This window comes from Erythrobacter sp. CCH5-A1 (assembly GCF_001557115.1).
Taxonomy (GTDB): Bacteria; Pseudomonadota; Alphaproteobacteria; order Sphingomonadales; family Sphingomonadaceae; genus Erythrobacter.
Window position 1 is genome coordinate 1 of the sequence record NZ_LSKQ01000263.1, and the last position, 22795, is coordinate 22795.

Consider the following 22795-nt stretch of genomic DNA (forward strand, 5'->3'; position numbering starts at 1 on the left):
GTGTTGGTGGCGGGGACGGCGCTGGCCGCCGCGCTGGCGCTGCCGCAAGCCGCAGCGGCGCAGGTCGTGCTGGACGAGATGGTGGACGAACCGGTGCCGCCGCCATTGGATACTGACGCACTCAACAGGCAGGCTGCGATTGACTTAGCCGCCGCCAACACCAGCACCTTTATCCTGAACACGCCCGCCTGCAGCATTTTTCAGTTTCGCGCCGAAGGGCTGCGTGTCGTCAATACCCTAGGCAATGCGTTCGCCTTCGGCAGCCATCCTTGCGATGCATCCGGTGGGGTGTTGGCAACAACGACCACATTGACTGGTGAGCATCGCCAGTTTGACACGACGATCATCCGCACCATCGACAATCGCCTTGGCCAACCGGGCGAGGTCGAGGTGCGCGGGCTCGCGACGGGGCAGGCCCCCTTGCGCATCACCGCGACCTCACTGGCGCAGGCGCGCACCGGTTTGCTGACCGATGCCCGCACTGCCACCGGCAGACGCTATTTCGCCGGAACCGCAATCCAGACCGGCGGCGGACCCGAGGTTGTTACTGACCGCGTTATCAGCGAACGATTGACGCGGCGACAGTTGGTATTGCTGGGCTTTGTCGAAACCGTCGGCCCCGCTTCAATCCCTTTCGGCCAGCTCAACCAATGCTCCACGGCCACATCCCTGACAGGGTGTGTCGGTGGTGCAACTTACGATGTACCGTCGGGCTTCACGAACACCAGTCTTGAGCAAATGCGCATCCTCACCATCACCCAGCAGGTCGAACGCACCATTACCGGAGGCACCACCTTCTTCGATGTCCCGCTCACCGCGCTGCCCACCGGCGCGATCCATGCAGCCGCCCCGCAAACCGGCTTTGGCGCGAGCGGGCGATTCTTGCGGCGGCTGACCGATGGTCCGGGCGAAGGCGCGGCGCGGCGCGAGGCGTTCTGGGGGGAAGCCTATGCGCGCGACGGCAGCTTCGATGCCAGCGCCGCGCTCGGCCGGGTCGAAGGGCAGGGGGAAGGGCTGGTGCTCGGCCTGCTGCTCAACCCGGCCGAGCACATCACGCTCGGGATTGCGGGCGAATATGGCACCGGAGCGCTGGCGATCCCCGATCCGCTGACCCCCGAAAGCGCCAATCTGCGCCAGCTGCTGGTGGGCGTGCATGGCCGCGCGGCGTTCGGTGCGGTCGAACTGAGCGTCGCTGCCAGCTACGGCGGGCTGCGGGTGCGCAGCAGCGGCGCGTCCGAAGCCGGGGCGGCGCAGGCGGAATATGATGGCGACCTGTTCGGCATCTCGGGCGAGGCGGGCTACCGGCTGACATTCGGGCCGCTCTCGCTGCGTCCCCATATCGGCGCGGCCCATCTGCGCTGGGACCGCGCCGCCTTCAGCGAAACCGGCGGCCTTGCGCCGCTCACAGTGGCCGAGGACGATCTCGTGCAGACCCGGCTCTGGGCCGGAGCCGACGCGGCGCTGGCGCTGGGCGGGGAGGGCAGCCGCTTCACCCTCAGCGCCTATGGCCGCGTGGTTCGCGCCTCGGGCGACCGGCAGAGCGTGGTGACGACCTTCGATCCGCAGCTCCCCGGAATGGGCTTCGCGGTGGCGGGGCCAGCGACCGCGCGCACCTCGGCAGAACTGGGCGCGGCGCTCGATTGGCGGGTGGCGACCCGCGTGACGCTGGCGCTGGGCTATGACGGCCGCATCGCCGACAATCAGCGCGATCACGCCGCGCGCGCGGCGGTGCGCGTGGCGTTCTGACGCGCTAGATCAGACCCTTGGCGCGTAGGCTCACATGCCCCTCACGCCCGATGATGACGTGATCGTGGACGGTCACGCCCATATGCCGCCCCGCCTCGGCGAGGCGCTGGGTGATCTGGATGTCCGCCCGGCTCGGCTCGGGGCTGCCCGAGGGGTGGTTGTGGACGAGGATCATCGCGCTGGCGCCCACATCCATCGCGCGGCGGATCACCTCGCGCGGATGGATCGCGGCTTCGTCGATGCTGCCGTCGCCCACGTGGTGGTCCTCGATCAGCCGGTTCTTGGTGTCGAGATAGAGCACCCGCACCCGCTCGATGGTAAGGTGCGCCATGTCGGTGGTGAGGTAGTCGATCAGCGCCTGCCAGCTGGAGAGCACGGGCTTGCCCATGATCTCGCCACGCGCCATGCGCCGTGCGGCGGTGGCGACGGCTTTCAGCGCGGCCGCCGAGTTCTCGCCCACGCCTTTCACGCGCTGCAAGGCCTTGGGGTCGGCGTTCATCACCCCGGCAAGGCTGCCGAACTGGGCGAGCAGCGCCTTGGCGAGCGGCTTGGTATTGCCGCGCGGGATCGCGGCGAAGAGCAGGTATTCGAGCACCTCGTAATCGGCGAGCGCCTCGGCCCCGCCGGTCAGCAACCGGTGCCGCAGCCGCGCCCGGTGTCCGTCGCCCGCGGCTTTGCCCGCGTCCCAATCGGGAACCGCGCCGTCGAGAAAATCGAAACTGTCTTCAGCTTCCGGCAATGCGACCCTCCGGAAAAGCGTTGGGGTTGGCGTGTCTCATTGCCTTTGGAAGGGGATACGCGCAAGAGTTGGAGACGATGCGGCAAGCTGAGGCTGAGACGGAGGAGGGGCCGCAGGACGGCGGGAGCGGGCGCGTGCGGCCGCGTCGGCGCCGCGGCGTACGCCTTGCCTCGGGCGTTGCGGTGCTTGCGCTGGTGGGGGTTTCGGCCCTCTGGATCAGCCGTGAGCGAATCGCCCAGGACCTGATCGACGACTACCTCGCCGCGCGCGGCGTGCCGGCGACCTACGACATCGTCAGCCTCACGCCGCAATCGCAGGTCATAGAGAACCTCGTGATCGGCGATCCGGCGCGGCCCGATCTCACCGTCCGGCGGATGGTGATCGAGACCGGCGTGGGCTGGACCGGGCCGAGCTTGCGCCGCGTGACGGTGGACGGCGCGCGGGTGTTCGCCAGCTACCGGGGCGGCAAGCTGAGCCTCGGCAAGCTCGACCCGCTGGTGTTCACCGGCTCCGCCGAGCCGCCGGCGCTTCCCGCCATCGACGTGGTGCTGACCGACGCGCGCGGGCTGCTCGAAAGCGATTACGGGCGCGCCGGGTTCAAGCTCGAGGGGCGAGGGCGGCTTGATGACGGCTTCGCCGGAACCCTTGCCGCTACTGCGCCGGGAATTGGCACGCAGAATTGCCGCGCGGCGAGCGCCACGCTTTACGGCAAACTCGCGACTGCCAATGGCGCGCCCGTCTTCGATGGACCGCTGCGCCTTGCCGACCTTGCCTGCGGCGGTGCCACGCTGGCGCGTGCCGACATCGGCACCAGGGCGCGGCTCGCGCCCGGCTTTGCTGCCGCGACCGCCGATTTCCAGGTGGCGGGCGGGGGCGTGCAAGCAGGCGATGTTGCAGCCGCCGGGCTCGGCGGCAGCGCCGAACTGGGGTGGTCCGAGGGCCGCTTCGCGCTGGGCCACGATCTCGCGCTCACCGGCCTCGTCGCCCCGCAAGGCCGCCTCGCGCGGCTCGCGGCGACAGGCGATTGGCGCGGCGCAGCGGACGGGTCGAGCGGCCAGTGGGAGGGCACGCTGCGCGGCGCGGGCCTCGCGCCTGCCGGGGACCTTGCCGCAAGCCTTGCCGCGATCGAACGCAGCGCGGCGGGCACGCTGATCGCGCCGTTGGCTGCCCGCGCGCGCACCGCACTCGACGCGGCGCTGGGCGGCGCGAGTTTCCGCGGTGATGCCATCATCCGCCACCGGGGCAGCGAGGCCTCGCTGGTGGTCCCCGAAGCGGGCCTGACGAGCGCGCGCGGCACGAGGGTGCTGGCGCTCTCGCGGCTGGGGGCGAAGCTGGGCGCGGGCGGCGTGAGCGGGCTGGCGGGCAATCTGCTCGCGGGGGGCGAGGGCCTGCCCTCCGTCAACGGCCGGATCGCGCAGGAGCGGGGCGGGGGGTGGACCGCGCGGCTCGCCATGGCCGATTACGCCGCCGGGGCGAACCGCCTCTCCATTCCGCGCCTGACGCTGCGGAGCGGCGCGGGCGGGGCGCTCGCATTCGAGGGCCTCGTCAAGGCCAGCGGCGACCTGCCCGGCGGAGCCATCAACGACCTCGACGTGCCGCTCGAGGGCACGTGGTCGCAGGCCCGCGGGCTCGCGCTCGGCACGCGCTGCACGCCGCTGCGATTCGCCAGGCTCGCGCTCTCAGGACTCACGCTTGATGGCCAGCGGATCACGCTCTGCCCCGAAGGACGCAGCGCCATCCTCGCTTACGATAAAACCCTGCGCCTTGCCGCCCGCACCGGAGCGCTCACGCTGGCGGGCAGCCTCGGCGAGAGCCCGGCGAGCATCGCGGCCGACGGGGTCATGCTGCGCTACCCGCAACCCTTCGCTCTCGAGGGCCTCGCCGCGCGCATCGGCACCGGGGACAGCGAGGTGCGCCTCTCGGCCGCCAGCCTTACCGGCAGATTCGGCGAGGCCATTGCGGGCGATTTCGCCGGGGGCGCGGCAAGGCTCGCGGCCGTGCCGTTCGATCTCGATTCGCTCGCGGGGGGGTGGACCTATGCCGATGGCGTGCTCGGTCTTGCAGGGGCGAGCTTCGTTCTGACCGACCGGCCCGCGGCGGACCATCCCGAGCCGCGCTTCACCGCGCTGGTGGCCAATGGCGCGGCGCTCCGGCTCGAAGACAACCGGATCACCGCCGATGCCCGGCTTGCGCACCGCGAATCGGGCCGCAGCCTGGGCGAGGTCACGATCACCCATGATCTTGATACCGCCGCCGGCGGCGCGCGCTTCTCGGTGCCCGCGCTGGTGTTCGACAAGGGCTTCCAGCCCGAAGTCCTCTCGCCGCTCGCCAAGGGCGTGGTCGCGCTCGCCGATGGCACCGTGACCGGAAGCGGGCGGATCGACTGGCGGGGCGACGCGCTGACCAGCAGCGGCACTTTCGGGAGCAGTGGTCTCGATTTCGCCGCTGCCTTCGGACCGGTGCGCGGGCTGGGCGGCGAGGTCGTCTTCACCGATCTCCTCAACCTCACCACCGCGCCCGACCAGCGCCTGACCATCGCCGCGATCAATCCCGGGGTCGAGGTGCTGGCAGGAACGGTTCAGTTCGAGGTCAAGGACGGCACGCTCCTTTCATTGGAGGACGCGCGCTTCCCCTTCATGGGCGGCACCCTTTCGATGCGTCCGCTGGTGATGGATTTCAGCAAGCCCGAGGAACGCCGCTACGTTTTCGACATCTCCGGGCTCGATGCGGCGAAGTTCGTCGCGCAGATGGAGCTCACCAATCTCTCGGCCACCGGCATCTTCGATGGCACCGTGCCCGTGGTGTTCGACAAGGACGGACACGGGCGCATCGATGGCGGCGTGCTGATCGCGCGCGAGGGTGGGGGGAACGTCGCCTATATCGGCGATCTCACCTACGAGGACCTCGGCACCATGGGCAATTACGCATTCTCGGCGCTGCGCTCGCTCGATTATCGCCAGATGCGCGTGGGACTGGGCGGGCAGCTTGATGGCGAGATCGTCACCAGCTTCGAATTCGAAGGGGTGCGCCAGGGCGCGGGGACCAGCCGGAATTTCGTCACCCGCCGCCTCGCGAAGCTGCCGATCCTGTTCAAGATCAACGTCCGCTCCGAGAATTTCTACCAGCTGGCAACGATGATCCGTTCGTTCTGGGACATCGATTACCTCGGCAACCCGGTTGATCGCGGGCTGCTGAGGGCCGAGGACGGCCGCTTCGTCCCCGCCAATCCCGCCCGCCCCACCTTGCCGGGGCCTAAAGCGCCCGTTCAACCTGCCGAAAGCGAAGACAAGCGATGATGCATCACGAATTGACCGCGCCCGGGCGCGCTGCCACATCTCCGGCCAGGGCACGGGGAAGCGGAGCGCAGATGGGGCGGCACATGACAGGACGGGGCCGGGCGATGATGGCCGGAGCGGTTATCCTTTCGGCGGGCCTTGGCGGATGCATCAACATCGCCGCGCCCGAAAAGCCGATCGTGATCGAGCTCAACATCAACATCCGGCAGGAAGTGATCTACCGGCTCGCGGAAGACGCGGCCAACACGATTGAAGAGAACCCGGACATCTTCTGACAGATGCCCGGCGGTCTGGAGGAAAGCTGATGCCGAGTGCCAAATCCGCAAGTCTGGCCGTGCTGGCGGCCATCGCCGTGCTCGCCGCGCCCGCGCTTGCGCAGCGCGATCCGGGCTTCGATGCCGCGCGCGCCGCGGGCAAGGTCGGGGAGCGGGTCGACGGCTATGTCGGCATCGTCGGCACCGAGACGCCCGAGCTGCGCCGGATCGTCGACGACATCAATATCCGGCGCAAGGCGGTCTATGCCGAGCGGGCCCAGGCCAACAATGCAACGATCGAGGAATATGCCCTGACGATCGGCTGCCAGCAGATCCTGAAGACTCAGCCGGGCGAGAAGTATCAGGCGCCTGACGGTTCCTGGCAGACCCGCACGGCCGCACCCCCGGCCCGCCATCCCAAGTGCCCCTGACCTTTGTGCAGTTGCACAAAACTCTCGGCCCGCGATGTTGACACATATCTAGCCCCCTTCTAAGGGGGCGGCGCCCTCGGCGGGCACCTTGTTGCATGTGGCTTGGCCTTGCGTTTAGAGGCGATGGCATGAGCGACGAGAAACCCGCCCGAGAACCCATTCACGAGGATGCGCGGATCGACGCGCTCGAAGCGCGGCTCAGGGCCGCACGCGAGCGCGAAGAGCAGCGCAACCGGCCGCAGGTGAAGGGTGTCGATGCGAATTACCGCAGCGGCAACCGCGCTCTGGCCAGCCTTCTGGGCGGGATCATCGGCGGCCTGGTGATCGGCTTTGCGATTGACGCACTCGCCGGTTCTGCGCCCTGGGGCCTGTTAGGCGGTCTGTTCCTCGGAACGGCATCGGCTTTCAGAAGCATTATTCTGAGCGCGAATACGCGCCCCGAAGGCGAGGCCGAAGACGGGACACGCGAGGGATAGACCCCCGCCTGATCCGGCCGAGGCCCCCCTCGAGGGGCGCGTTTGATGTAACCATTTGGGGATTGTTCGATCGTGGCAGCCGAAGAAGGCAAGGTCGATCCGATGAAGCAGTTCACCATCGAGCCCCTGCTGGGGTCCGATTGGCAGCTGGGCGACGGTATCAACATCGCGTTCACCAACTCCGCGCTGTGGATGGCGATCACCGCCGTCCTCGTCTGGGTGTTCGTCGCCGGCGGTATGCGGCGCGAGCTGGTCCCGGGCCGCTGGCAGATGGCGGTCGAGACGATGACCGGCTTCATCGACGACCTGCTCGAAGCCAACGTCGGCAAGGCCGGGCGCAAATACGTGCCCTACATCTTCACGCTGTTCATGTTCATCCTGTTCGGCAACCTCCTCGGTCTCGTGCCGGTGGGTCTGATCCCGGGCATTCACGCCTTCACCTTCACCAGCCATTTCACCGCCACCGGCGTGCTGGCGATCATGAGCTTCGGAATCGTGCTGATCGTCGGCTTCTGGAAGCATGGCCTGCACTTCTTCTCGCTGTTCTGGCCCGCGAACACCCCGGTGCTCCTCGCCGCGCCGATCAGCCTGATAGAGCTCGTCAGCTTCATGGTCCGCCCCTTCAGCCTCGCGCTGCGCCTGTTTGTGGCGATGATGGCCGGACACGTGCTGCTCAAGGTGCTGGCAAGCTTCGTCATCGCCGGCGGCGGCGCGGGCCTCGGCCTCGGCGTGCTGGTCGGCGTGCCGAGCTTCGTGCTGATGGTGGCGATCAGCGCGCTCGAGATTCTCGTGGCCGGCATTCAGGCCTACGTCTTCGCGCTCTTGACCTCGCTCTACATCAACGACGCGGAAAACCTTCACTGAGAGCCTTCGCAGGCGCTCTTCACTACCCACGACAACAAACAGAATTTCAACGGAGTTTAATACCATGGACGCACAAGCTGCAGCTCTTCTCGGTGCCGGTCTCGCGGCGATCGGCGCTGGCCTCGCCGCGCTCGGCGTGGGCAATGTCTTCGCCTCGTTCCTCGAAGGCGCGCTGCGCAATCCGGGTGCTGCCGACGGCCAGCAGGGCCGCCTGTTCATCGGCTTCGCGGCTGCCGAACTTCTCGGCCTGCTGGCCTTCGTGATCGCCGTCCTGCTGATCTTCAGCTAAGACGGAACGTGGCCTCGCGCCGGGCCGGGACCTTACGGCTCCCGCCCGGGCGGGCCGATCACGCGGCGCTCGCGACCAAAGGTTCATCATGCCTCAGATCGATCAACTCTCCGAAACCCTGACCAGCCAGGTCTTCTGGCTGCTGGTGTTCTTCGGCCTCACTTTCGTGGTCGTCGGCCTCGGAATGGTGCCCAAGATTCTCGGCACGGTGGAGATGCGCGACAACCAGATCGCCGGCGATCTCGCCGCGGCTCAGGCCGCGCGCGATGCGGCGACCGCCGAGGAAGAGGCGTGGCGCAAGCGTGAGAATGCCAACCGGGCAGCGGCCCAGGCGCTGATCGGCGAGGCCAAGGCCAAGGCGGCCGCCGCCAGCGCGGACAAGCTCGCCAAGGCGCAGGTCAAGCTCGACGCCAAGCTCGCCGAGGCCGAAGCCGCGATCGAGGCAGCGCGCACGAGCGCCATGGCCGAGGTTGAGGGCGTTGCCGCCGACGCCGCGCGCGACATCGTCGCCCGCGTCGCCGGTGCCAAGATCAATGCCGCCGCCGCTAAGGCCGCGGTCAAGAAGGTGATGGCGCATGGCTGACATCCTCATGCTGCTCGCCAGCGGTGCCGAAGGGCATCATGCCGAGCCGAGCGTTTTCGGGCTCGACACCTATCAGTGGGTCGCGCTCGCCATGGCAGTGCTGATCGGGGTGTTCCTGTGGAAGAAGGTTCCCGGCGTGATCACCGGCGGGCTCGATGCCAAGATCGCCGCGATCCGCGCCGCGCTCGATGAAGCCAAGACCCTGCGCGCCGAGGCCGAGGCCCTGCGCGCCGAATACGCCGCCAAGATCGCGGGCGCCGAGAAGGATGCCGAAGCGATGCTGGCCGGCGCCCGCGAGGAAGCGGACGCGATCCTCGCCAAGGCCGAGGCCGACAGCAAGGTGATGGTCGCCCGCCGCCAGAAAATGGCCGAAGACAAGATCGCCGCTGCCGAGCGCGCCGCGATTGCCGAGGTCAAGGCCCGCGCGGTCACCGCCGCCGCCGCCGCTTCCAAGGCGCTGATCGCCAAGGCGCATGACGGCGAGGCCGACCGCAAGCTCGCCGACGAGGTCATCGCCTCGCTTTGAGCGGCGCCGTTAGAGCAACACCAAGGGGCGGTCCTTCGGGGCCGCCCTTTTCGTTTGCGCCTCAATTGCCCGGCACGAACACCACCTTGCCGACGAGCTCGCGCCGCACCATCGCTTCGAAGCCCTCGCGCCAGCGCGAAAGGGGGAGGGTGCGGTCGATAGCGGGGAGTATCGCGCCCGCTTCGGCGAGGCGGGCGATGGCGCGGGTGATCGCTGCGCCCCGCTCGGAAAAGCGGCGGGCGTATTCCCCGGCGCGCAGGCCGACGATGCTGAACCCCTTGATCAGCGGGATGTTGGTCGAGATATCGGCAATCCGCCCTGAGGTGAAGCCGACCACCACCAGCTTGCCGCCGAAGGCGACGCAGCGGGTCGATTCGTCGAACACGTCGCCGCCCACGGGGTCGAACACGATTTCGGCCAGCGCGCCGTCCGTCAGCTCTGCCACACGGTCGCGGAAGCGCCCCTCGGCCGTGATCACCGCCTCGGGGCGGGCGAGGGCGGCGATGGCTTCCGCCTTGGCGGGTGAGCCGGTGGTGGCAATCACGCGGGCGCCCAGTGCGCGGGCGAGGTCGCACGCGGCAAGGCCGACGCCCCCGCTCGCGCCGTGAACCAGCACCCACTGGCCCTCCTGCAAGTCGGCCAGTTCGACGAGGCCGGTGAAGGCGGTGGAATAGGCCGCGCCCATCGCGGCGGCAGCAGGGAAGTCCATCCCGGCGGGTACGCGGGAAAGCTTGCCCGCCGGAACGCAAGCGATCTCGGCAAAGGCGCCGGTCTTGTTGCCGCCCATCACCCGGTCGCCGGGGGCAAAGCCGCTGTCGGGATCGGCCTCGATCACCTCGCCCGCGAATTCGAGACCGGAGGTAAAGGGCACTTGCGGTTTGAACTGGTATTCGCCGCGGCTCATCAGCAGGTCGGGAAAGTTGAGCGAGGCCGCGCGCACTCGCACCTTCACCTCACCCGCGCCGCGTGCCGGCTCCGGCACGTCGGCGAGCGCCACGCCCGACAGGTCGCCCGACAGGCGTTCGACGACGAGCGCCTGCATCAGCCGAAGATCGACAGGTCGAGCGGTTCGGAGGGGCCCAGCCACACGACGTAGCGGGTGTGATCGGCAAGGTCATTGCCCGACAACCCGTGAGCGAAGATCGTCAGGCCGCCGCGCTCGTGCATGGCCCACAGCATGAACTGTGCGAAGGTCTCGGGCGACATGGACAGCTGGCACGATCCGCGCGGGTGGGGGCCGATCGGCGCGAGGTGGAAGTGCCCGACCGCGACTTTGAAGTGCGCGCGCGCCCGCTCTGCGAAGGCCTCCGCCTTTCCGACTTCTTCGGCGTCGTAGTAGATATGGGCGTGAAAGCCCCGGATCGCTCCCGGGTTCTGCATGGTTCAGAATGTGTCCTTGGCGGCGCGCAGGGCGGCGAAGGTTTCGTGCGGAGCAGCGCCGCCCCACTTCGCCATCAGCGCGGGATCGTCGGCGCGCAGGAAGGGGTTGGTGGCGAGTTCGCGCTCCAGCGTTGTCGGCACGGTCCATTCGTCCCGCGCGCGCTTGGCCGCGATCTCGTCGGCATAGTCCTGGAGCGCCGCGTTGTCGGGATCGGCATGGAGCGCGAAGCGCGCATTGGACGCGGTGTATTCGTGCGCGCAGTAGAGCAGGGTTTCGGGCGGCAGGGCCTTGATGCGCGAGAGGCTCGCCCAGAACTGCCCCGGCTCGCCCTCGAACATCCGCCCGCAGCCCAGCGCAAAGACCGAATCGCCGACGAAGGCGATCCCGGCCGAGGGGAGGTGGAAGGCGATGTGGCCGTTGGTGTGGCCCGAAACGTCGATCACTTGGGCCTCGGTCCCGCCGATCGTCAGCACATCGCCGTGGGCAAGGGTGCGATCCAGCGGGAACTTGCCCGCAACCTCGGCAGGCCCGAGGATCGTGCAACCGGTCGCGCCCTGGATCGCCGCATTGCCGCCCGCGTGATCCGGGTGCCAGTGGGTGTTCCAGATCTGCGTGATCTTCCAGCCCTTCAGCTCCGCCTCGAGCAGGTAGGCCTTGGCGTCGGGCGTATCGATGGCGACGGTTTCGTGGCTCTCGGTGTCGTGGACGAGATAGCCGTAATTGTCGCTGAGACAGGGGAACTGGTGGACGTGGATCATGCGGGTGACACTACCCCCGCGACGCCCGATAGGAAAGGCCCGCCTGCTCGGGTGAGCAGGCGGGCCTCAATTCCAACTCGGATCAACCGAAGGCGCCCGCCCTCAGGGCTGGGCGCCCCCCGATCACTCGCTGCCCTTCTTGAGGGCCGCGCCGAGGATGTCGCCGAGCGACGCGCCGCTGTCGGACGAGCCGAACTGCGCCACGGCTTCCTTCTCTTCGGCGATCTGACGCGCCTTGATCGAGAAGTTCGGCTTCTTCGAACGGTCGAAGCCGATCACCATCGCATCGACCTTGCTGCCGACCTGGAAGCGGTCAGGGCGCTGTTCGTCGCGGTCGCGGCCGAGGTCGCTGCGCTTGATGAAGCCGGTCGCGCCATCTTCGCCGACCTGCACTTCGAGGCCGCCGTCGCGCACTTCGAGCACGGTGACGGTGACGGTCTGGTTCTTGCGCAGGTTCGAGCCGGTCGAGGCCGCTTCAGCCGAAGGCGCGCCCTTTTCGAGCTGCTTCATGCCGAGGCTGATGCGCTCCTTCTCGACGTCCACGTCGAGCACGATGGCCTTGACCATCTCGCCCTTGCGGTGGAGCGCCAGCGCGTCCTCGCCCGAGATGCCCCAGGCGATGTCCGACATGTGGACCATGCCGTCCACATCGCCGTCGAGACCGATGAACAGGCCGAATTCGGTGGCGTTCTTGACTTCGCCTTCGACTTCGCTGCCGACCGGGTGCTTCTCGGCGAACTCGTCCCACGGGTTGCGCTGGGCCTGCTTGAGGCCGAGGCTGATGCGGCGCTTGTCGCTGTCGACCTCGAGCACCATGACTTCGACTTCCTGCGAGGTCGAGACGATCTTGCCCGGGTGGACGTTCTTCTTGGTCCAGCTCATTTCGCTGACATGGACAAGGCCCTCGATCCCGGCTTCCAGCTCCACGAAGGCGCCGTATTCGGTGATGTTGGTGACCTGGCCCGACAGCTTCATGCCGACCGGGTACTTGGCGGCAACGCCATCCCACGGATCGCTTTCGAGCTGCTTCATGCCGAGGCTGATGCGCTGCGTTTCGGCGTTGATGCGCACGATCTGCACGGTCACGGTGTCGCCGATGGCGATCACTTCGCTCGGGTGGTTGACGCGCTTGTAGCTCATGTCGGTGACATGCAGCAGGCCGTCGATCCCGCCGAGGTCGACGAAGGCGCCGTAATCGGTGATGTTCTTGACCACGCCGTCGATGATCTGGCCTTCGACCAGGTCATTGATGAGCTCGCTGCGCTGTTCGGCGCGGGTCTCTTCGAGCACTGCGCGGCGCGAGACGACGATGTTGCCGCGGCGACGGTCCATCTTGAGGATCTGGAAGGGCTGCGGCACGTCCATCAGCGGGGTGACGTCGCGCACCGGGCGGATGTCGACCTGCGAGCCGGGGAGGAAGGCCACGGCGCCGTCGAGGTCGACGGTGAAGCCGCCCTTGACGCGGCCGAAGATGCGGCCTTCGACGCGCTTGCCTTCGCCGAATTCGCTTTCCAGCTTGTCCCACGCGGCTTCGCGGCGGGCGCGGTCGCGGCTGAGCATGGCTTCGCCATCGGCGTTCTCGACGCGGTCGACGAAGACTTCGACTTCGCCGCCGACGGTCAGGCCGTGGTCGTCATCGCCGCGGGCGAATTCCTTGAGGGAGATGCGGCCTTCGCTCTTGAGGCCGACGTCGATCACGGCAAAGCCGTTCTCGATCGCGGTGACGGTGCCCTTGACGACGCGGCCTTCGAAGCCGTCTTCGCCGGCGCCGCCGAGCTGTTCGTTGAGGAGCGCCTCGAAATCGGCGCGAGTGGGCATTTGACTTGCCATAGTGACGTAACGTCCTGTTTCGTTGTGCTACCGGCCACCGGTTTTTCCGGGGTCTTTCACCGCTTCCCGTGCACCATTGCGCGGGCTGGCGGGGCAAGAGGCAGACTTCCGCGCGCAGCCCCATGCTGACGTGCGGGTTCCTTCAACCGTTGCTGATTGCGAGAACGGCCGGGCGCCTAGGCGAGACCTGCCCGAAATGCAAGGAGAAACGCCCCCGGGCCTGCCCGCCAGCAGGAGCAGGAGCGCGGCTGTTGGAGACAATGAGACACTGCAAAATGCCGAAAATCTCACCGCGCCTTCGGCCCGCCGGCAGCGGCGCGATCGGGCGGGTGAAGGGCGGGCAGGTGAACATGCGGGCACCATGTCGCAGCGCGGACGAGTAGGAAAACGCTTTTATTCCAACCCCGCCTGCCGCCGCACCGCCGTAATTGCCGCGGCGATAGCCTCGCCGCGGCCGAGTGTCGTCGTGTCGAGCACTACCGCGCCCGGAGCGGCCATCAGCGGGGCATCGGCGCGGGTAGTGTCGCGTTCGTCGCGGGCGGCGATGTCGGCCTCGATCACGGCGAGATCGACCGCGATCCCGCGTGATTGCATTTCCAGCCAGCGCCGCCGCGCGCGCTCGGCCGTGCTGGCGGTGACAAACAGCTTCACTTGCGCCTCGGGCGCGATCACCGTGCCGATGTCACGCCCGTCGAGCACCGCGCCGCCCTCTTGCAGCGCAAAGGTGCGCTGGCGCTCGAACAGCGCGCGGCGCACACCGGGGTGCACCGAGACTCGGCTCGCATAGCCGCCCACTTCCTCGGAGCGCAGGACGTCGTCCTCCAGCAGGGCCTCGGGGAAGTCGCAGGCGGCGAGCGCCGCGTGCGGATCGTCGGGATTCCCCCCCGCCAGTTGCAACTGCCGCCCGACCGCGCGGTAGAGCAGCCCGGTATCGAGATGCGGCAGGCCGAAATGCGCGGCGAGCGCCTTGGCAATGGTGCCCTTGCCGGAAGCTGTGGGACCGTCGACTGCGATGATCATGGCCGAGCGCCGTGGCAGCACGCGGGGCGCTTGGCAAGCGGGGCGGGTCGCCGGTTTACCCCTCCTTCACAGCGCGCGGGCTATCGCGGCACCGCGCGACATGGGCGCGACAGGAGGGCCGGGCGATGCGCTGGGTGATGGGGCTGATCATTGCAGCAGGCGTGCTCGGCGGGGCATGGCCGGGCGCGAAGTTGCTGTGGGATATGGAGACCAGCGCATCGCCCTTTGGCGTGGTCCATGCCGACGGCTCGGTGCAGCAGGCCGAGATCGGGCCCAAGAGCTTCTGGCCGCAATGGGCGCCCCGGCCCGAGGGGGCACGCTTCACCGTCCGGGCCCATTTCGGCCCGGCCGCGACCCAGCCGGAGACGGGCTATGCCGAAATCGGCGGCTTCGAGGATGCGGCGGCGCTTCAGGCGGCCTATGCCCAGAAGCTCGCAGCGGCGGGCTGGGAGGTGCGCCCGATGCACCTTACGGTTGCGCTGCCCGACATCCCGCCGCGCAGCGCGCGCCTGTGCCAAGTCGTGGCGCGCAAGGACGGCAACACCCTCATGCTTTCGGTCACGACCGACACGCAGGGGCTGAGCCGCCTGCACTGGACGCGCGGCGCGATGCCGCCGACGCAGGGGGCCGAACAGGGCCGGTGCCGCTAGCGCGGCTCCCGGCCGGTATCTCCGCGCGCCCGCCATGCGCGCACGAGGCCGAGGATCGCGATCGAGGCCCAGAAGAACTCCAGCACCAGGCTCGCCCAGTTGGTGTGATAGATCAGCGAGACCGTCAGCAGCGCGGCGCCCAGCAGATTGGTGCCGTGGAGCATAAACGGATTGGTCGCCTTGGCGAGCGTCAGATAGGCATAGGCGCCGATGATGCAGGCGGTGCCGGCAAGGCCGACGAGGCTCGGCCAGTCGAGCGGGGTGTTCATGGCTTATTCCAATCGCGCTCGGCCTTTTCGACCACGTCGCGAACCTTGGCCGGCGCCCAGTCGCTGCGCAACCAGATGACGAGGCCGGCGAGGGGAAGCATCGGAACCACCAGGACGATTTCCCAGACCTCTACGGTCTCACCCTTGGTGAAATAGCGATAGATCAGCATTCCCGCGATGCCGAGTGCGAACAGGATCGTGTAGACTGCGACCTTTCTCTTCACGCCGCCGCCTCTGCCAGCAGCCCCATGAAGGTCGGGAAGCTGGTGTTGATCGGCGAGATGTCGTCGACCTCCACGCCGCCTTCGCTGACCAGTCCCGCCACCGCCATGCTCATGGCGATACGGTGATCGAGCAGCGACTTGACCCGCGCATTGTCGGTGCCGCGCAGGGGATCGCCGCCGGTGCCGTGGATGGTGAGGCCGTCCTCGTGCTCTTCGACCCGCGCGCCTGCCGCCGTAAGCGCGGCGGCCATCGCGGCCAGGCGGTCGCTTTCCTTGACGCGCAGTTCTTCGAGGCCGGTGGTGCGGGTGGTGCCGCTGGCGAGGGCGGCGGCGACGAACAGCACCGGAAACTCGTCGATCATGGCGGGCGCGATGGCCGGGTCGACTTCGACGCCGCTAAGCTGGGCGTGGCGCACGCGCAGATCGGCGACCGGCTCGCCGCCCACTTCGCGGGGGTTCACCTCGATGATATCCGCGCCCATCTGGCGCAGCACATGGACGAGGCCCGCGCGGGTCGGGTTGAGGCCGACGTTCTCGATCGTGAGGTCGCTCCCGGGCACCAGCGTGGCGGCGACCATGAAGAAGGCGGCGGAGGAGGGATCTCCGGGGACGGTCACGTCCATCGGGGTGAGTTTCGCCTCGCCGTGGATCGCGATCACGGTCTCACCGTTCTCCTCGCCGACCTCGAGCCGCGCGCCGAAGCCGGTGAGCATCCGCTCGGTGTGGTCGCGGGTGGGGACGGGCTCGATCACGCGGGTGATGCCGGGGGTGTTGAGCCCGGCGAGCAGCACCGCGCTCTTCACCTGCGCGCTCGCGACGGGCAAGCGGTAGGTGATCGGCACGGCGGGCGAGGCGCCGCGCAGCATTAGGGGGAGGGTGCCGCCGGAGCTGGCCTCGAAGGACGCGCCCATCAGCGAAAGCGGGTCGATCACGCGCTTCATTGGACGGCCCGACAGGCTCGCATCGCCGGTGAAGGTCGCGGTGATGGCATGGCTCGCGACAAGGCCCATCAGCAGCCGCGTCGAGGTGCCTGAATTGCCCATGTCGAGCGCCTGTTTCGGCTCGAGCAGGCTGCCTACGCCCACGCCGTCGACCACCCAGCTGCCATCATCCTGCCGCGCGATCTGCGCCCCGAAGGCACGCATCGCGGCGGCGGTGGCAAGCACATCCTCGCCCTCGAGCAGCCCCGTGATGCGGCTGCGGCCCACGGCGAGGCCTGCAAACATCAGCGAACGGTGGCTGATCGACTTGTCGCCCGGCACACGGATGCTGCCGGTGAGCGGGCCGAGAGGAGCAAAGCGACAGCTGGTCATAAGGCCGCGGTCTTTGACAGCGCCCCGCGCTTCTGGCAAGGCGCGCCGCGCGCCGCGGCCCGGGCTCTTGATAAAGCGCTTGCCGCGCCCAATTTTTGCGCCCAAGCGCCCTACGATTTTTGCAGCTTATGTCTCCGCTCCGGCCAAGGGGCGGGTTCGAATTGAGGAATGACAATGGCCAAGCCCGAATGGGGAACCAAGCGTACCTGCCCGAAGTGCGGCACGCGCTTCTACGATCTCGGCAAGGAAGACCCGGTCTCCTGCATCGAATGCGGCGAGACCTGGACGCCTGAGCCGGTGCTCAAGTCCAAGCAGCCGATTCCCTTCGAGGAAGTCGAGAAGAAGGTCGATGTCGACGCCGACGCCGATCTGGGCGGCGACGATGATCTGGGCGATCTCGAGGACATCGAGGACATCGACGAGGACGGCGATTCGCCCGACAACGACGTCGACCTCGGCGGCGACGACGATCTCGGTGTTGCCACCTCGGGCGATGACGAAGACGACGAGAGCTGATTTTGCTCTTGCAAAGGGAGGGCGGCCCATCTAATGGCCGCCTCCCGCGAGCAGGGCACCCGCCCTGCCTCGCATGATGACTGGCTCGGGGCCTTAGCTCAGCTGGGAGAGCGCAACACTGGCAGTGTTGAGGTCAGCGGTTCGATCCCGCTAGGCTCCACCAGTCACCACTGATAAAGTCGAAAGGCGCATCCCCCAAGGGGACACCTTCCGCAACGCTGGCCGACGAGGTTTCGTCCGCCGGCGTTTTTCGCATGATGCGCACGCGGCCAGCGGCGCGAGGAGAAGTGAGCGATGTTCGACACGCTGTCAGATCGGCTTGGCGGGGTCTTTGACCGCCTCAAGGGCCGCGGCGCGCTGCGCGAGCAGGACGTGCGCGATGCCATGCGCGAAGTGCGCATCGCGCTGCTCGAAGCCGATGTCGCGCTCCCCGTCGCCCGCCGCTTCATCGATGCCGTCACCGAGAAGGCCGTCGGGCAGGATGTCCTGAAGTCGGTCACCCCCGGCCAGATGGTCATCAAGATCGTCCATGACGAGCTGGTCGAGACGCTGGGCGGGATGGAGGTCGAAGGCCTCAGGCTCGATGCCAAGCCCCCGGTCGTGATCATGATGGTCGGCCTGCAGGGCTCGGGCAAGACGACCACCACCGCCAAGCTCGCCAAGCTGATCCGCGAGCGCCACGGCAAGAAGGCGCTGATGGCCTCGCTCGACGTCAACCGTCCGGCCGCGCAGGAGCAGCTGGCGGTGCTGGGCGGGCAGGTCGATGTGGCGACCCTGCCGATCATCCCCGGCCAGCAGCCGGTCGACATCGCGCGCCGGGCGATGGAAGCCGCGCGCTTGCAGAACTTCGACGTGCTCCTGCTCGACACCGCCGGCCGCCTCCATGTCGACGACGCGCTGATGGCCGAGATGAAGGCTGTCGCCAGCGTTTCGGCGCCCAACGAAGTGCTGCTGGTGGTCGATTCGCTCACAGGGCAAGACGCGGTCAACGTCGCGCAGTCCTTCTCGGGCGAGGTGCCGCTGACGGGCGTGGTGCTGACCCGCATGGACGGCGACGCCCGCGGCGGCGCGGCGCTTTCGATGCGCGCGGTTACCGGCAAGCCGATCAAGTTTGCGGGCACCGGCGAGAAGCTCGACGCGATCGAGCCCTTCCGCCCCGGCTCGGTCGCCGACCGCATTCTCGGCATGGGCGATGTCGTCAGCCTGGTCGAACGCGCGGCGGCGACGATCAAGGAGGAAGAGGCCGAAAAGCTCGCCCGCAACCTCGAAAAGGGCAAGTTCGACCTCGACGATCTCGCCATGCAGCTGCGCCAGATGCGGCAGATGGGCGGCCTCGGGATGCTGGCGGGCATGATGCCGGGCATGAAGAAGGCCAAGCAGGCCATGCAGGCGAGCGGCATGGACGACAAGGTGCTGATCCACATGGAAGCGATCATCTCCTCGATGACCGCCAAGGAGCGCGCCAATCCCGACTTGATGAACGCCAAGCGCAAGAAGCGCGTCGCGGCGGGAAGCGGGACCGATGTCCAGACCGTGAACAAGGTGCTGAAGATGCACCAGGAAATGGCCCGCGCAATGAAGCAGATCAAGAAGATGGGCGGCCTCAAGGGCCTCGCCGCGATGTTCGGCGGCGGCATTGGCGGCGGCGGCCCGATGGGCGGCATGGGCGGCCTCGGCGGTCCTCCGTCGGGCGGCCTGCCGGGTCTCGGCGGCCCCGGCCCGATGGGCGGCCTGCCCGGTCTCGGCGGGCCTCCGCGGTTCAAGAAATAGTTTCAAGTCAGTCAGTTCAGTTCAAAAGTTCAATTCTCTCGAAAGGTAACTACTCATGTCGATTTCCATCCGACTCTCGCGCGGCGGTGCCAAGAAGCGTCCCTATTACCGCATCGTCGTCGCCAACAGCCGCAGCCCCCGCGACGGCAAGTATCTCGAGCAGATCGGCACCTACAACCCGCTGCTCGCCAAGGACAGCCCCGAGCGCGTGAAGCTGGTCGAGGACCGCGCCCGCTACTGGCTCGGCGTCGGCGCGCAGCCGACCGACCGCGTCGCCCGCTTCCTCGATGCCGCCGGCATCAAGGAGCGCGCGGCCCGCAACAACCCCAAGAAGGGTGAACCGGGCGAGAAGGCCAAGGAGCGCGCCGAAGAGCGTGCCGCCAAGATCGCCGAGGCCGAAGAAGCCGCGCGCGCTGCCGAGGAAGAAGCCAAGGCCGCTGCCGCAGCGCCTGCCGAGGAAGCTCCGGCTGAAGAAGCGCCTGCCGCTGAAGAAGCCGCCGCCGAAGAGCAGGCCGAAGGCTAAGCCATGAGCCCCAAGCCCGTCACCCTTGCCGCCATCGCCGGCGCGCACGGGGTGGCGGGCGAGGTGCGCCTCAAGCTGTTCGGCGAGGGCATCGCGACCCTCGCCAAACAGAAAAGCTTCAACGACGGCGCGCTCACCCTCGTGAAGGTTCGCGAGGACGGGAAGGGCGGGGCCATCGCCCGCCTCGCCGAAAGCACCTCGCGCGCCGATGCCGAAAAGCTGCGCGGCACCGTGCTGACCGTGCCCCGCGAGGCGCTCCCTCCCTTGGGCGAGGGCGAGTTCTACCATGCCGACCTGCTCGGCCTGCCGGTCGTTACCGACACCGGAGACGCGATCGGCACCGTGCTCGCGATCGAGAACTTCGGCGCGACCGACATTATCGAGATCACCCTCGATCCGGTGCCTGAAAAGGGGCCGAAGACCTTCATGGTTCCGATGATCCCCGCAGCAGTAATCGAGTGGGACGACAAGAGGCTTGTGATAGCGGCGGATTTCGCCGATAATTGAGGGCGTGAGTTCGCCCTTCGACGAGACTCTCTGGCAGCGCATCGCCGACCACCACATCGGCCCGGCGGACGCTTCGCTTTCCTTCGCCGCCCGCCTTGCCCGAGAGAACCGCTGGACCCCCGCCCACGCCGAGCGCGTGATCGGCGAATACAAGCGCTTCTGCTATCTCGCGATGACCGCCGGCCACGAGGTGACGCCGTCCGACGCGGTCGATCAGGCCTGGCACCTCCACCTCACTTACAGTCGCGATTACTGGCAGACCTTCTGCCGCGAGGTCCTCGGGCGCGATCTGCACCATGGCCCGACGCAAGGGGGCACGGTCGAGCGCGACCGCTACTACCGCCAGTATGCCGCCACCCTCGCTGCCTACGAAACCGCCTTCGGCCACGCGCCGCCCGCCGATATCTGGCCGGGTGCGCATCGGCGTTTTGCGGTCGATCCGCGGGGAGTTCGCGTTAACCTTTGGCATGATATCGTTCTCGAACGCCGGGTCGCGCTGGCACTAGGCCTGTTCCTCGTCGCCGGGGGATGGCTCGCAGGAAGGATAACGTGATGGAGCTGTTCTCGTCCTGGACGGGCAGCGATTTCCTGCTGTTCTATAGCGTCTTGCTGGGCTTTGCCGGCGTCAGCGCATGGTGGATGCCCGGCCTTCTGCGCGAGCCCGGGCGCCGCGCTGCCCTCGATGATGTCGACAGCATCGCCGTGCTCGTCGGCGGGCCGACGCGGCTCGCCGATTCGGCGCTGGCCGAGCTTTACGTCCACGGCGGTCTGGTCGGCGGCGAGAAGGGCAAGCTCGCCGTCACCCGCTGCGAGGCGCCGGTCTCGCCCGCGGCGAAGACGCTGCTGGCGGCGGGCGAGCAGCTCTCGCGGGCCGATGCGAAGAAGGCGCTCGACACCCATGCCGATGTGGTCGCGGCGCGGCTCCAGCGCGCGGGGCTGTTGCTGCGCGATGCCGATTATACGCGGCTGCGCTGGCTTTCCATCGCCCCGTTCGCAGCGCTGTTCCTGCTCGGGCTCTACCGCGAGCGTGCGGGGGACGCCTTGGGCGAGCCGACGGGCCTGCTGGTGTTCCTGCTGATCGTGACCTTCGCGCTGGCGCTGATCCGCTTCGTCACGGTCGACCCGCGCACGTCCGCCGGGATCGAGGCGGTGCAGCGCCTGCGCGAGCAGAACGGCCGCTTTTCCCGCGCGCCCATGCCGGACGAGGCCGCGATGGCGGTCGCGCTGTTCGGCACCTCGGTGCTGGTCGGCACCCCGTGGGAGCCGGTTCACGCGCTGCGCAGGCCCGAGGGTGACGGCGGTGGATGCGGCGGCGGCGGCGGCGACAGCAGCAGCGACGGCGGCTCGGGCTGTGGCGGAGGCGGCTGCGGCGGTTGCGGAGGCTGAACCTGCCGCGTAAGTGGCGGGCATGACCAAGCTCCCCGTCGCCGTTGTGCAAGCCGCTCCGATTCCGCTCGATTTCCAAGGAGGGATCGACAAGGCCTTGCGTCTGGCGCGGGAGGCGGTGGAGAGCGGCGCGAAAGTCGTCGCTTTCGGCGAGACCTTTCTGGGAGGCTATCCGCTGTGGCTCGACGAGGCCCCGGGCGCGGCCTTGTGGGATCATCCCGGAGCCAAGGCGCTGCACCGGATCATGCTCGATCAGGCGGTGGTGCCGGGTGACGAGCGGCTGCTGCCCTTGCAGGAACTCGCCGATGCGAGCGGCGCGGTCATCTCCATCGGCGCGCACGAGCGGGTGCGGCGCAGCCTCGTCAACAACCAGCTGACCTTCCGGCCCGGCCTGCCGGTGCTCGATCACCGCAAGCTGGTGCCCACCCACGGCGAGCGCCTGATCTGGGCGCGCGGCGATGGTTCCACCCTGGGCGTCCATCAGGCCGAGTGGGGCCGCCTCGGCACGCTCATTTGCTGGGAGCACTGGATGCCCTTGGCGCGCGCGGCGATGCACAACCTCGGCGAGGATGTGCACATCGCCGCCTGGCCGACGGTGCGCGAGAGCCACCAGATCGCCTCGCGGCACTATGCGATGGAGGGGCGGTGCTTCGTGCTGGCGGCGGGGCTGGTGCAGACGAAGGGCGATCTGTTTGACGGGCTGGAGCGCGTGGGCGGGAATGCCGCCGCTCGGGAACTGCTTGAGGCGATCCCCGCCGAAGTCCTCAACCGCGGCGGCTCCCTGATCGCCGCCCCCGACACCCGCGTGATCGCGCAAGCGGGCGAGGGGGAAGAGACACTCTTCGCCGAGCTCGATCTCGCCGAGGTGGCAGAGGGGCTCACCAACCTCGATACCGACGGGCACTATGCGCGGCCGGACGTGTTCGAGCTGACGGTGGATAAGCGGGCGAAGGATGGGATCGTATGGTCCTGAGCGCAGCAGCAGCACCGGCCCCTGGTCTTTCGGTCACAGTCGCACCCGCCGCCGCAGGGCCGTCCCTGCTGTCCATGGTGACCGCTATCGGCATTATGATGCTGGTCGCGGCGCTGATCTCCTGGCTTGCGGCGCGATACCTCATCTGGGCGATGGCGCCGCGCGGATTCTGGTTGCGTGTCGCCGTGGCGGGGGGCTTGCCGGTAACTATCCTGATCCTGCTCTTGGTAGCGGTTGGGATCTGGCAGGCACAGGACTATAAGGCGGCAGTGGCCAGCCTGGCGCGGGTGCCGCTCAGAGGCTGGGCAATGCTGTTTGCCATGCTTGTGACAGGGATGGGCGTGTCGTGGCTGACAGCGATGCGCCGCAAGCGTCGGGACCGGCAACAGACTGATGCCACTCTCAGGGTTTTCCAGTGACCTTCGCCGCCACCATCCTCACGCTCTACCCGGAGATGTTCCCCGGGCCGCT

27 protein-coding genes and 1 tRNA gene are annotated in these 22795 nt (G+C 68.2%); 19 read left to right on the forward strand and 9 right to left on the reverse strand.

The features are described from left to right. Window positions 1-1746, forward strand: a 1746-nt coding sequence (locus AX708_RS15675) for an autotransporter domain-containing protein (protein WP_156454588.1), incomplete at its 5' end; no start/stop codon positions are given. Between the two features lie 4 nt (window positions 1747-1750). Here the strand turns inward: AX708_RS15675 and radC are convergent. After that, window positions 1751-2485: a DNA repair protein RadC gene (gene radC, locus AX708_RS15680; protein WP_066530037.1), complete on the reverse strand. Its 735-nt coding sequence runs from the start codon at window positions 2483-2485 to the stop codon at window positions 1751-1753. Between the two features lie 134 nt (window positions 2486-2619). Between radC and AX708_RS15685 the strand changes: the two genes are divergently transcribed. The 8 genes from AX708_RS15685 (at window position 2620) to AX708_RS15715 (ending at window position 9204) form a co-directional block, all read left to right on the forward strand. After that, window positions 2620-5781, forward strand: a complete 3162-nt coding sequence (locus AX708_RS15685; protein WP_156443409.1) for a YdbH domain-containing protein — start codon at window positions 2620-2622, stop codon at window positions 5779-5781. A gap of 83 nt (window positions 5782-5864) precedes the next feature. Beyond that, entirely contained in the window at window positions 5865-6056 is a 192-nt protein-coding gene (locus tag AX708_RS20095) for a YnbE family lipoprotein (protein ID WP_197426109.1), read from the forward strand. A gap of 29 nt (window positions 6057-6085) precedes the next feature. Next, window positions 6086-6466, forward strand: a complete 381-nt coding sequence (locus AX708_RS15690) for a YdbL family protein (protein WP_066530041.1) — start codon at window positions 6086-6088, stop codon at window positions 6464-6466. Between the two features lie 128 nt (window positions 6467-6594). Then, the gene (locus AX708_RS15695; RefSeq protein ID WP_066530043.1) at window positions 6595-6942 is read left to right on the forward strand and encodes an AtpZ/AtpI family protein; all 348 of its coding nucleotides are present in this window, start codon (window positions 6595-6597) and stop codon (window positions 6940-6942) included. A gap of 102 nt (window positions 6943-7044) precedes the next feature. Then, window positions 7045-7806 (forward strand): F0F1 ATP synthase subunit A, encoded by a 762-nt coding sequence (locus AX708_RS15700; protein WP_066530102.1) that lies wholly within the window; start codon window positions 7045-7047, stop codon window positions 7804-7806. Window positions 7807-7870: 64 nt separating this feature from the next. Continuing rightward, window positions 7871-8095: a F0F1 ATP synthase subunit C gene (locus AX708_RS15705; protein WP_066530046.1), complete on the forward strand. Its 225-nt coding sequence runs from the start codon at window positions 7871-7873 to the stop codon at window positions 8093-8095. An 88-nt stretch (window positions 8096-8183) separates the two neighbouring features. Further along, the gene (locus AX708_RS15710; protein ID WP_066530049.1) at window positions 8184-8678 is read left to right on the forward strand and encodes an ATPase; all 495 of its coding nucleotides are present in this window, start codon (window positions 8184-8186) and stop codon (window positions 8676-8678) included. After that, window positions 8671-9204 carry an ATP synthase subunit B gene (locus AX708_RS15715; protein ID WP_066530056.1) on the forward strand — a complete coding sequence of 178 codons (534 nt, stop codon included), beginning with the start codon at window positions 8671-8673 and terminating at the stop codon, window positions 9202-9204. Before AX708_RS15710 ends, AX708_RS15715 begins: the two co-directional genes overlap by 8 nt. Before the next feature lie 61 nt (window positions 9205-9265). Here AX708_RS15715 and AX708_RS15720 read toward each other — a convergent pair whose 3' ends face one another. From AX708_RS15720 to AX708_RS15740, 5 genes are all read right to left on the reverse strand, one after another. After that, the gene (locus tag AX708_RS15720) at window positions 9266-10246 is read right to left on the reverse strand and encodes an NADPH:quinone oxidoreductase family protein (RefSeq protein ID WP_066530057.1); all 981 of its coding nucleotides are present in this window, start codon (window positions 10244-10246) and stop codon (window positions 9266-9268) included. Then, entirely contained in the window at window positions 10246-10584 is a 339-nt protein-coding gene (locus AX708_RS15725; protein ID WP_066530059.1) for a DOPA 4,5-dioxygenase family protein, read from the reverse strand. The genes AX708_RS15720 and AX708_RS15725 overlap by 1 nt, the downstream gene beginning before the upstream one ends. Before the next feature lie 3 nt (window positions 10585-10587). Next, the gene (gene gloB / locus AX708_RS15730; RefSeq protein WP_066530061.1) at window positions 10588-11343 is read right to left on the reverse strand and encodes a hydroxyacylglutathione hydrolase; all 756 of its coding nucleotides are present in this window, start codon (window positions 11341-11343) and stop codon (window positions 10588-10590) included. 123 nt (window positions 11344-11466) lie between these two features. Then, entirely contained in the window at window positions 11467-13161 is a 1695-nt protein-coding gene (rpsA, locus tag AX708_RS15735; RefSeq protein ID WP_369815643.1) for a 30S ribosomal protein S1, read from the reverse strand. Window positions 13162-13566: 405 nt separating this feature from the next. Beyond that, window positions 13567-14193: a d(CMP) kinase gene (locus tag AX708_RS15740; RefSeq protein WP_066530069.1), complete on the reverse strand. Its 627-nt coding sequence runs from the start codon at window positions 14191-14193 to the stop codon at window positions 13567-13569. A gap of 125 nt (window positions 14194-14318) precedes the next feature. Here AX708_RS15740 and AX708_RS15745 point away from each other — a divergent pair, with 125 nt between their 5' ends. After that, window positions 14319-14843, forward strand: coding sequence for a hypothetical protein (locus tag AX708_RS15745; protein ID WP_066530071.1), 525 nt, complete (start codon window positions 14319-14321; stop codon window positions 14841-14843). Here AX708_RS15745 and AX708_RS15750 read toward each other — a convergent pair. From AX708_RS15750 to aroA, 3 genes are read right to left on the reverse strand one after another with little or no spacing between them, the layout of a single operon-like run. Next, window positions 14840-15112, reverse strand: coding sequence for a permease (locus AX708_RS15750; protein WP_066530073.1), 273 nt, complete (start codon window positions 15110-15112; stop codon window positions 14840-14842). The genes AX708_RS15745 and AX708_RS15750 overlap by 4 nt on opposite strands. Continuing rightward, entirely contained in the window at window positions 15109-15336 is a 228-nt protein-coding gene (locus AX708_RS15755) for a hypothetical protein (RefSeq protein ID WP_066530077.1), read from the reverse strand. Before AX708_RS15755 ends, AX708_RS15750 begins: the two co-directional genes overlap by 4 nt. Beyond that, complete coding sequence (aroA, locus tag AX708_RS15760; RefSeq protein ID WP_066530080.1) at window positions 15333-16649, reverse strand: 3-phosphoshikimate 1-carboxyvinyltransferase; 1317 nt, start codon at window positions 16647-16649, stop codon at window positions 15333-15335. The genes AX708_RS15755 and aroA overlap by 4 nt, the downstream gene beginning before the upstream one ends. 174 nt (window positions 16650-16823) lie before the next feature. Here aroA and AX708_RS15765 point away from each other — a divergent pair, with 174 nt between their 5' ends. The 9 genes from AX708_RS15765 to AX708_RS15805 all read left to right on the forward strand — a co-directional run bounded on the left by AX708_RS15765 (window position 16824) and on the right by AX708_RS15805 (window position 22743). Further along, window positions 16824-17165, forward strand: coding sequence for a TIGR02300 family protein (locus AX708_RS15765; protein ID WP_066530083.1), 342 nt, complete (start codon window positions 16824-16826; stop codon window positions 17163-17165). A gap of 87 nt (window positions 17166-17252) precedes the next feature. After that, a tRNA-Ala gene (locus AX708_RS15770) sits at window positions 17253-17328 on the forward strand. Between the two features lie 131 nt (window positions 17329-17459). Then, entirely contained in the window at window positions 17460-18935 is a 1476-nt protein-coding gene (ffh, locus tag AX708_RS15775; protein WP_066530085.1) for a signal recognition particle protein, read from the forward strand. Between the two features lie 55 nt (window positions 18936-18990). After that, window positions 18991-19458 carry a 30S ribosomal protein S16 gene (gene rpsP, locus AX708_RS15780; protein ID WP_066530086.1) on the forward strand — a complete coding sequence of 156 codons (468 nt, stop codon included), beginning with the start codon at window positions 18991-18993 and terminating at the stop codon, window positions 19456-19458. Between the two features lie 3 nt (window positions 19459-19461). Next, window positions 19462-19965 (forward strand): ribosome maturation factor RimM, encoded by a 504-nt coding sequence (rimM, locus tag AX708_RS15785; RefSeq protein WP_066530089.1) that lies wholly within the window; start codon window positions 19462-19464, stop codon window positions 19963-19965. A gap of 4 nt (window positions 19966-19969) precedes the next feature. Beyond that, window positions 19970-20518: a hypothetical protein gene (locus tag AX708_RS15790; protein ID WP_066530092.1), complete on the forward strand. Its 549-nt coding sequence runs from the start codon at window positions 19970-19972 to the stop codon at window positions 20516-20518. Next, on the forward strand, window positions 20518-21351 hold the full coding sequence (locus AX708_RS15795) for a TIGR04222 domain-containing membrane protein (protein WP_066530095.1): 834 nt from the start codon (window positions 20518-20520) through the stop codon (window positions 21349-21351). The genes AX708_RS15790 and AX708_RS15795 overlap by 1 nt, the downstream gene beginning before the upstream one ends. Window positions 21352-21373: 22 nt before the next feature. Continuing rightward, on the forward strand, window positions 21374-22324 hold the full coding sequence (locus tag AX708_RS15800) for a carbon-nitrogen hydrolase family protein (RefSeq protein WP_066530097.1): 951 nt from the start codon (window positions 21374-21376) through the stop codon (window positions 22322-22324). A gap of 74 nt (window positions 22325-22398) precedes the next feature. Beyond that, entirely contained in the window at window positions 22399-22743 is a 345-nt protein-coding gene (locus AX708_RS15805; protein WP_066530099.1) for a hypothetical protein, read from the forward strand. The last annotated feature ends 52 nt before the right edge of the window (window positions 22744-22795 follow it).

What these genes read in the sequence shown, in the direction of transcription:
- AX708_RS15740 (WP_066530069.1), bottom strand. Translation starts at nt 14,193, where the DNA reads ATGATCATCGCAGTCGACGGTCCCACAGCTTCCGGCAAGGGCACCATT.
- AX708_RS15800 (WP_066530097.1), top strand. Translation starts at nt 21,374, where the DNA reads ATGACCAAGCTCCCCGTCGCCGTTGTGCAAGCCGCTCCGATTCCGCTC.
- AX708_RS15805 (WP_066530099.1), top strand. Translation starts at nt 22,399, where the DNA reads ATGGTGACCGCTATCGGCATTATGATGCTGGTCGCGGCGCTGATCTCC.
- AX708_RS15765 (WP_066530083.1), top strand. Translation starts at nt 16,824, where the DNA reads ATGGCCAAGCCCGAATGGGGAACCAAGCGTACCTGCCCGAAGTGCGGC.
- AX708_RS15720 (WP_066530057.1), bottom strand. Translation starts at nt 10,246, where the DNA reads ATGCAGGCGCTCGTCGTCGAACGCCTGTCGGGCGACCTGTCGGGCGTG.
- AX708_RS15695 (WP_066530043.1), top strand. Translation starts at nt 6,595, where the DNA reads ATGAGCGACGAGAAACCCGCCCGAGAACCCATTCACGAGGATGCGCGG.
- AX708_RS15715 (WP_066530056.1), top strand. Translation starts at nt 8,671, where the DNA reads ATGGCTGACATCCTCATGCTGCTCGCCAGCGGTGCCGAAGGGCATCAT.
- AX708_RS15745 (WP_066530071.1), top strand. Translation starts at nt 14,319, where the DNA reads ATGCGCTGGGTGATGGGGCTGATCATTGCAGCAGGCGTGCTCGGCGGG.
- rimM (WP_066530089.1), top strand. Translation starts at nt 19,462, where the DNA reads ATGAGCCCCAAGCCCGTCACCCTTGCCGCCATCGCCGGCGCGCACGGG.
- AX708_RS15725 (WP_066530059.1), bottom strand. Translation starts at nt 10,584, where the DNA reads ATGCAGAACCCGGGAGCGATCCGGGGCTTTCACGCCCATATCTACTAC.
- ffh (WP_066530085.1), top strand. Translation starts at nt 17,460, where the DNA reads ATGTTCGACACGCTGTCAGATCGGCTTGGCGGGGTCTTTGACCGCCTC.
- AX708_RS15700 (WP_066530102.1), top strand. Translation starts at nt 7,045, where the DNA reads ATGAAGCAGTTCACCATCGAGCCCCTGCTGGGGTCCGATTGGCAGCTG.
- AX708_RS15795 (WP_066530095.1), top strand. Translation starts at nt 20,518, where the DNA reads ATGGAGCTGTTCTCGTCCTGGACGGGCAGCGATTTCCTGCTGTTCTAT.
- rpsP (WP_066530086.1), top strand. Translation starts at nt 18,991, where the DNA reads ATGTCGATTTCCATCCGACTCTCGCGCGGCGGTGCCAAGAAGCGTCCC.
- gloB (WP_066530061.1), bottom strand. Translation starts at nt 11,343, where the DNA reads ATGATCCACGTCCACCAGTTCCCCTGTCTCAGCGACAATTACGGCTAT.
- rpsA (WP_369815643.1), bottom strand. Translation starts at nt 13,161, where the DNA reads ATGCCCACTCGCGCCGATTTCGAGGCGCTCCTCAACGAACAGCTCGGC.
- AX708_RS15710 (WP_066530049.1), top strand. Translation starts at nt 8,184, where the DNA reads ATGCCTCAGATCGATCAACTCTCCGAAACCCTGACCAGCCAGGTCTTC.
- aroA (WP_066530080.1), bottom strand. Translation starts at nt 16,649, where the DNA reads ATGACCAGCTGTCGCTTTGCTCCTCTCGGCCCGCTCACCGGCAGCATC.
- AX708_RS15690 (WP_066530041.1), top strand. Translation starts at nt 6,086, where the DNA reads ATGCCGAGTGCCAAATCCGCAAGTCTGGCCGTGCTGGCGGCCATCGCC.
- AX708_RS20095 (WP_197426109.1), top strand. Translation starts at nt 5,865, where the DNA reads ATGACAGGACGGGGCCGGGCGATGATGGCCGGAGCGGTTATCCTTTCG.
- AX708_RS15705 (WP_066530046.1), top strand. Translation starts at nt 7,871, where the DNA reads ATGGACGCACAAGCTGCAGCTCTTCTCGGTGCCGGTCTCGCGGCGATC.
- AX708_RS15750 (WP_066530073.1), bottom strand. Translation starts at nt 15,112, where the DNA reads ATGAACACCCCGCTCGACTGGCCGAGCCTCGTCGGCCTTGCCGGCACC.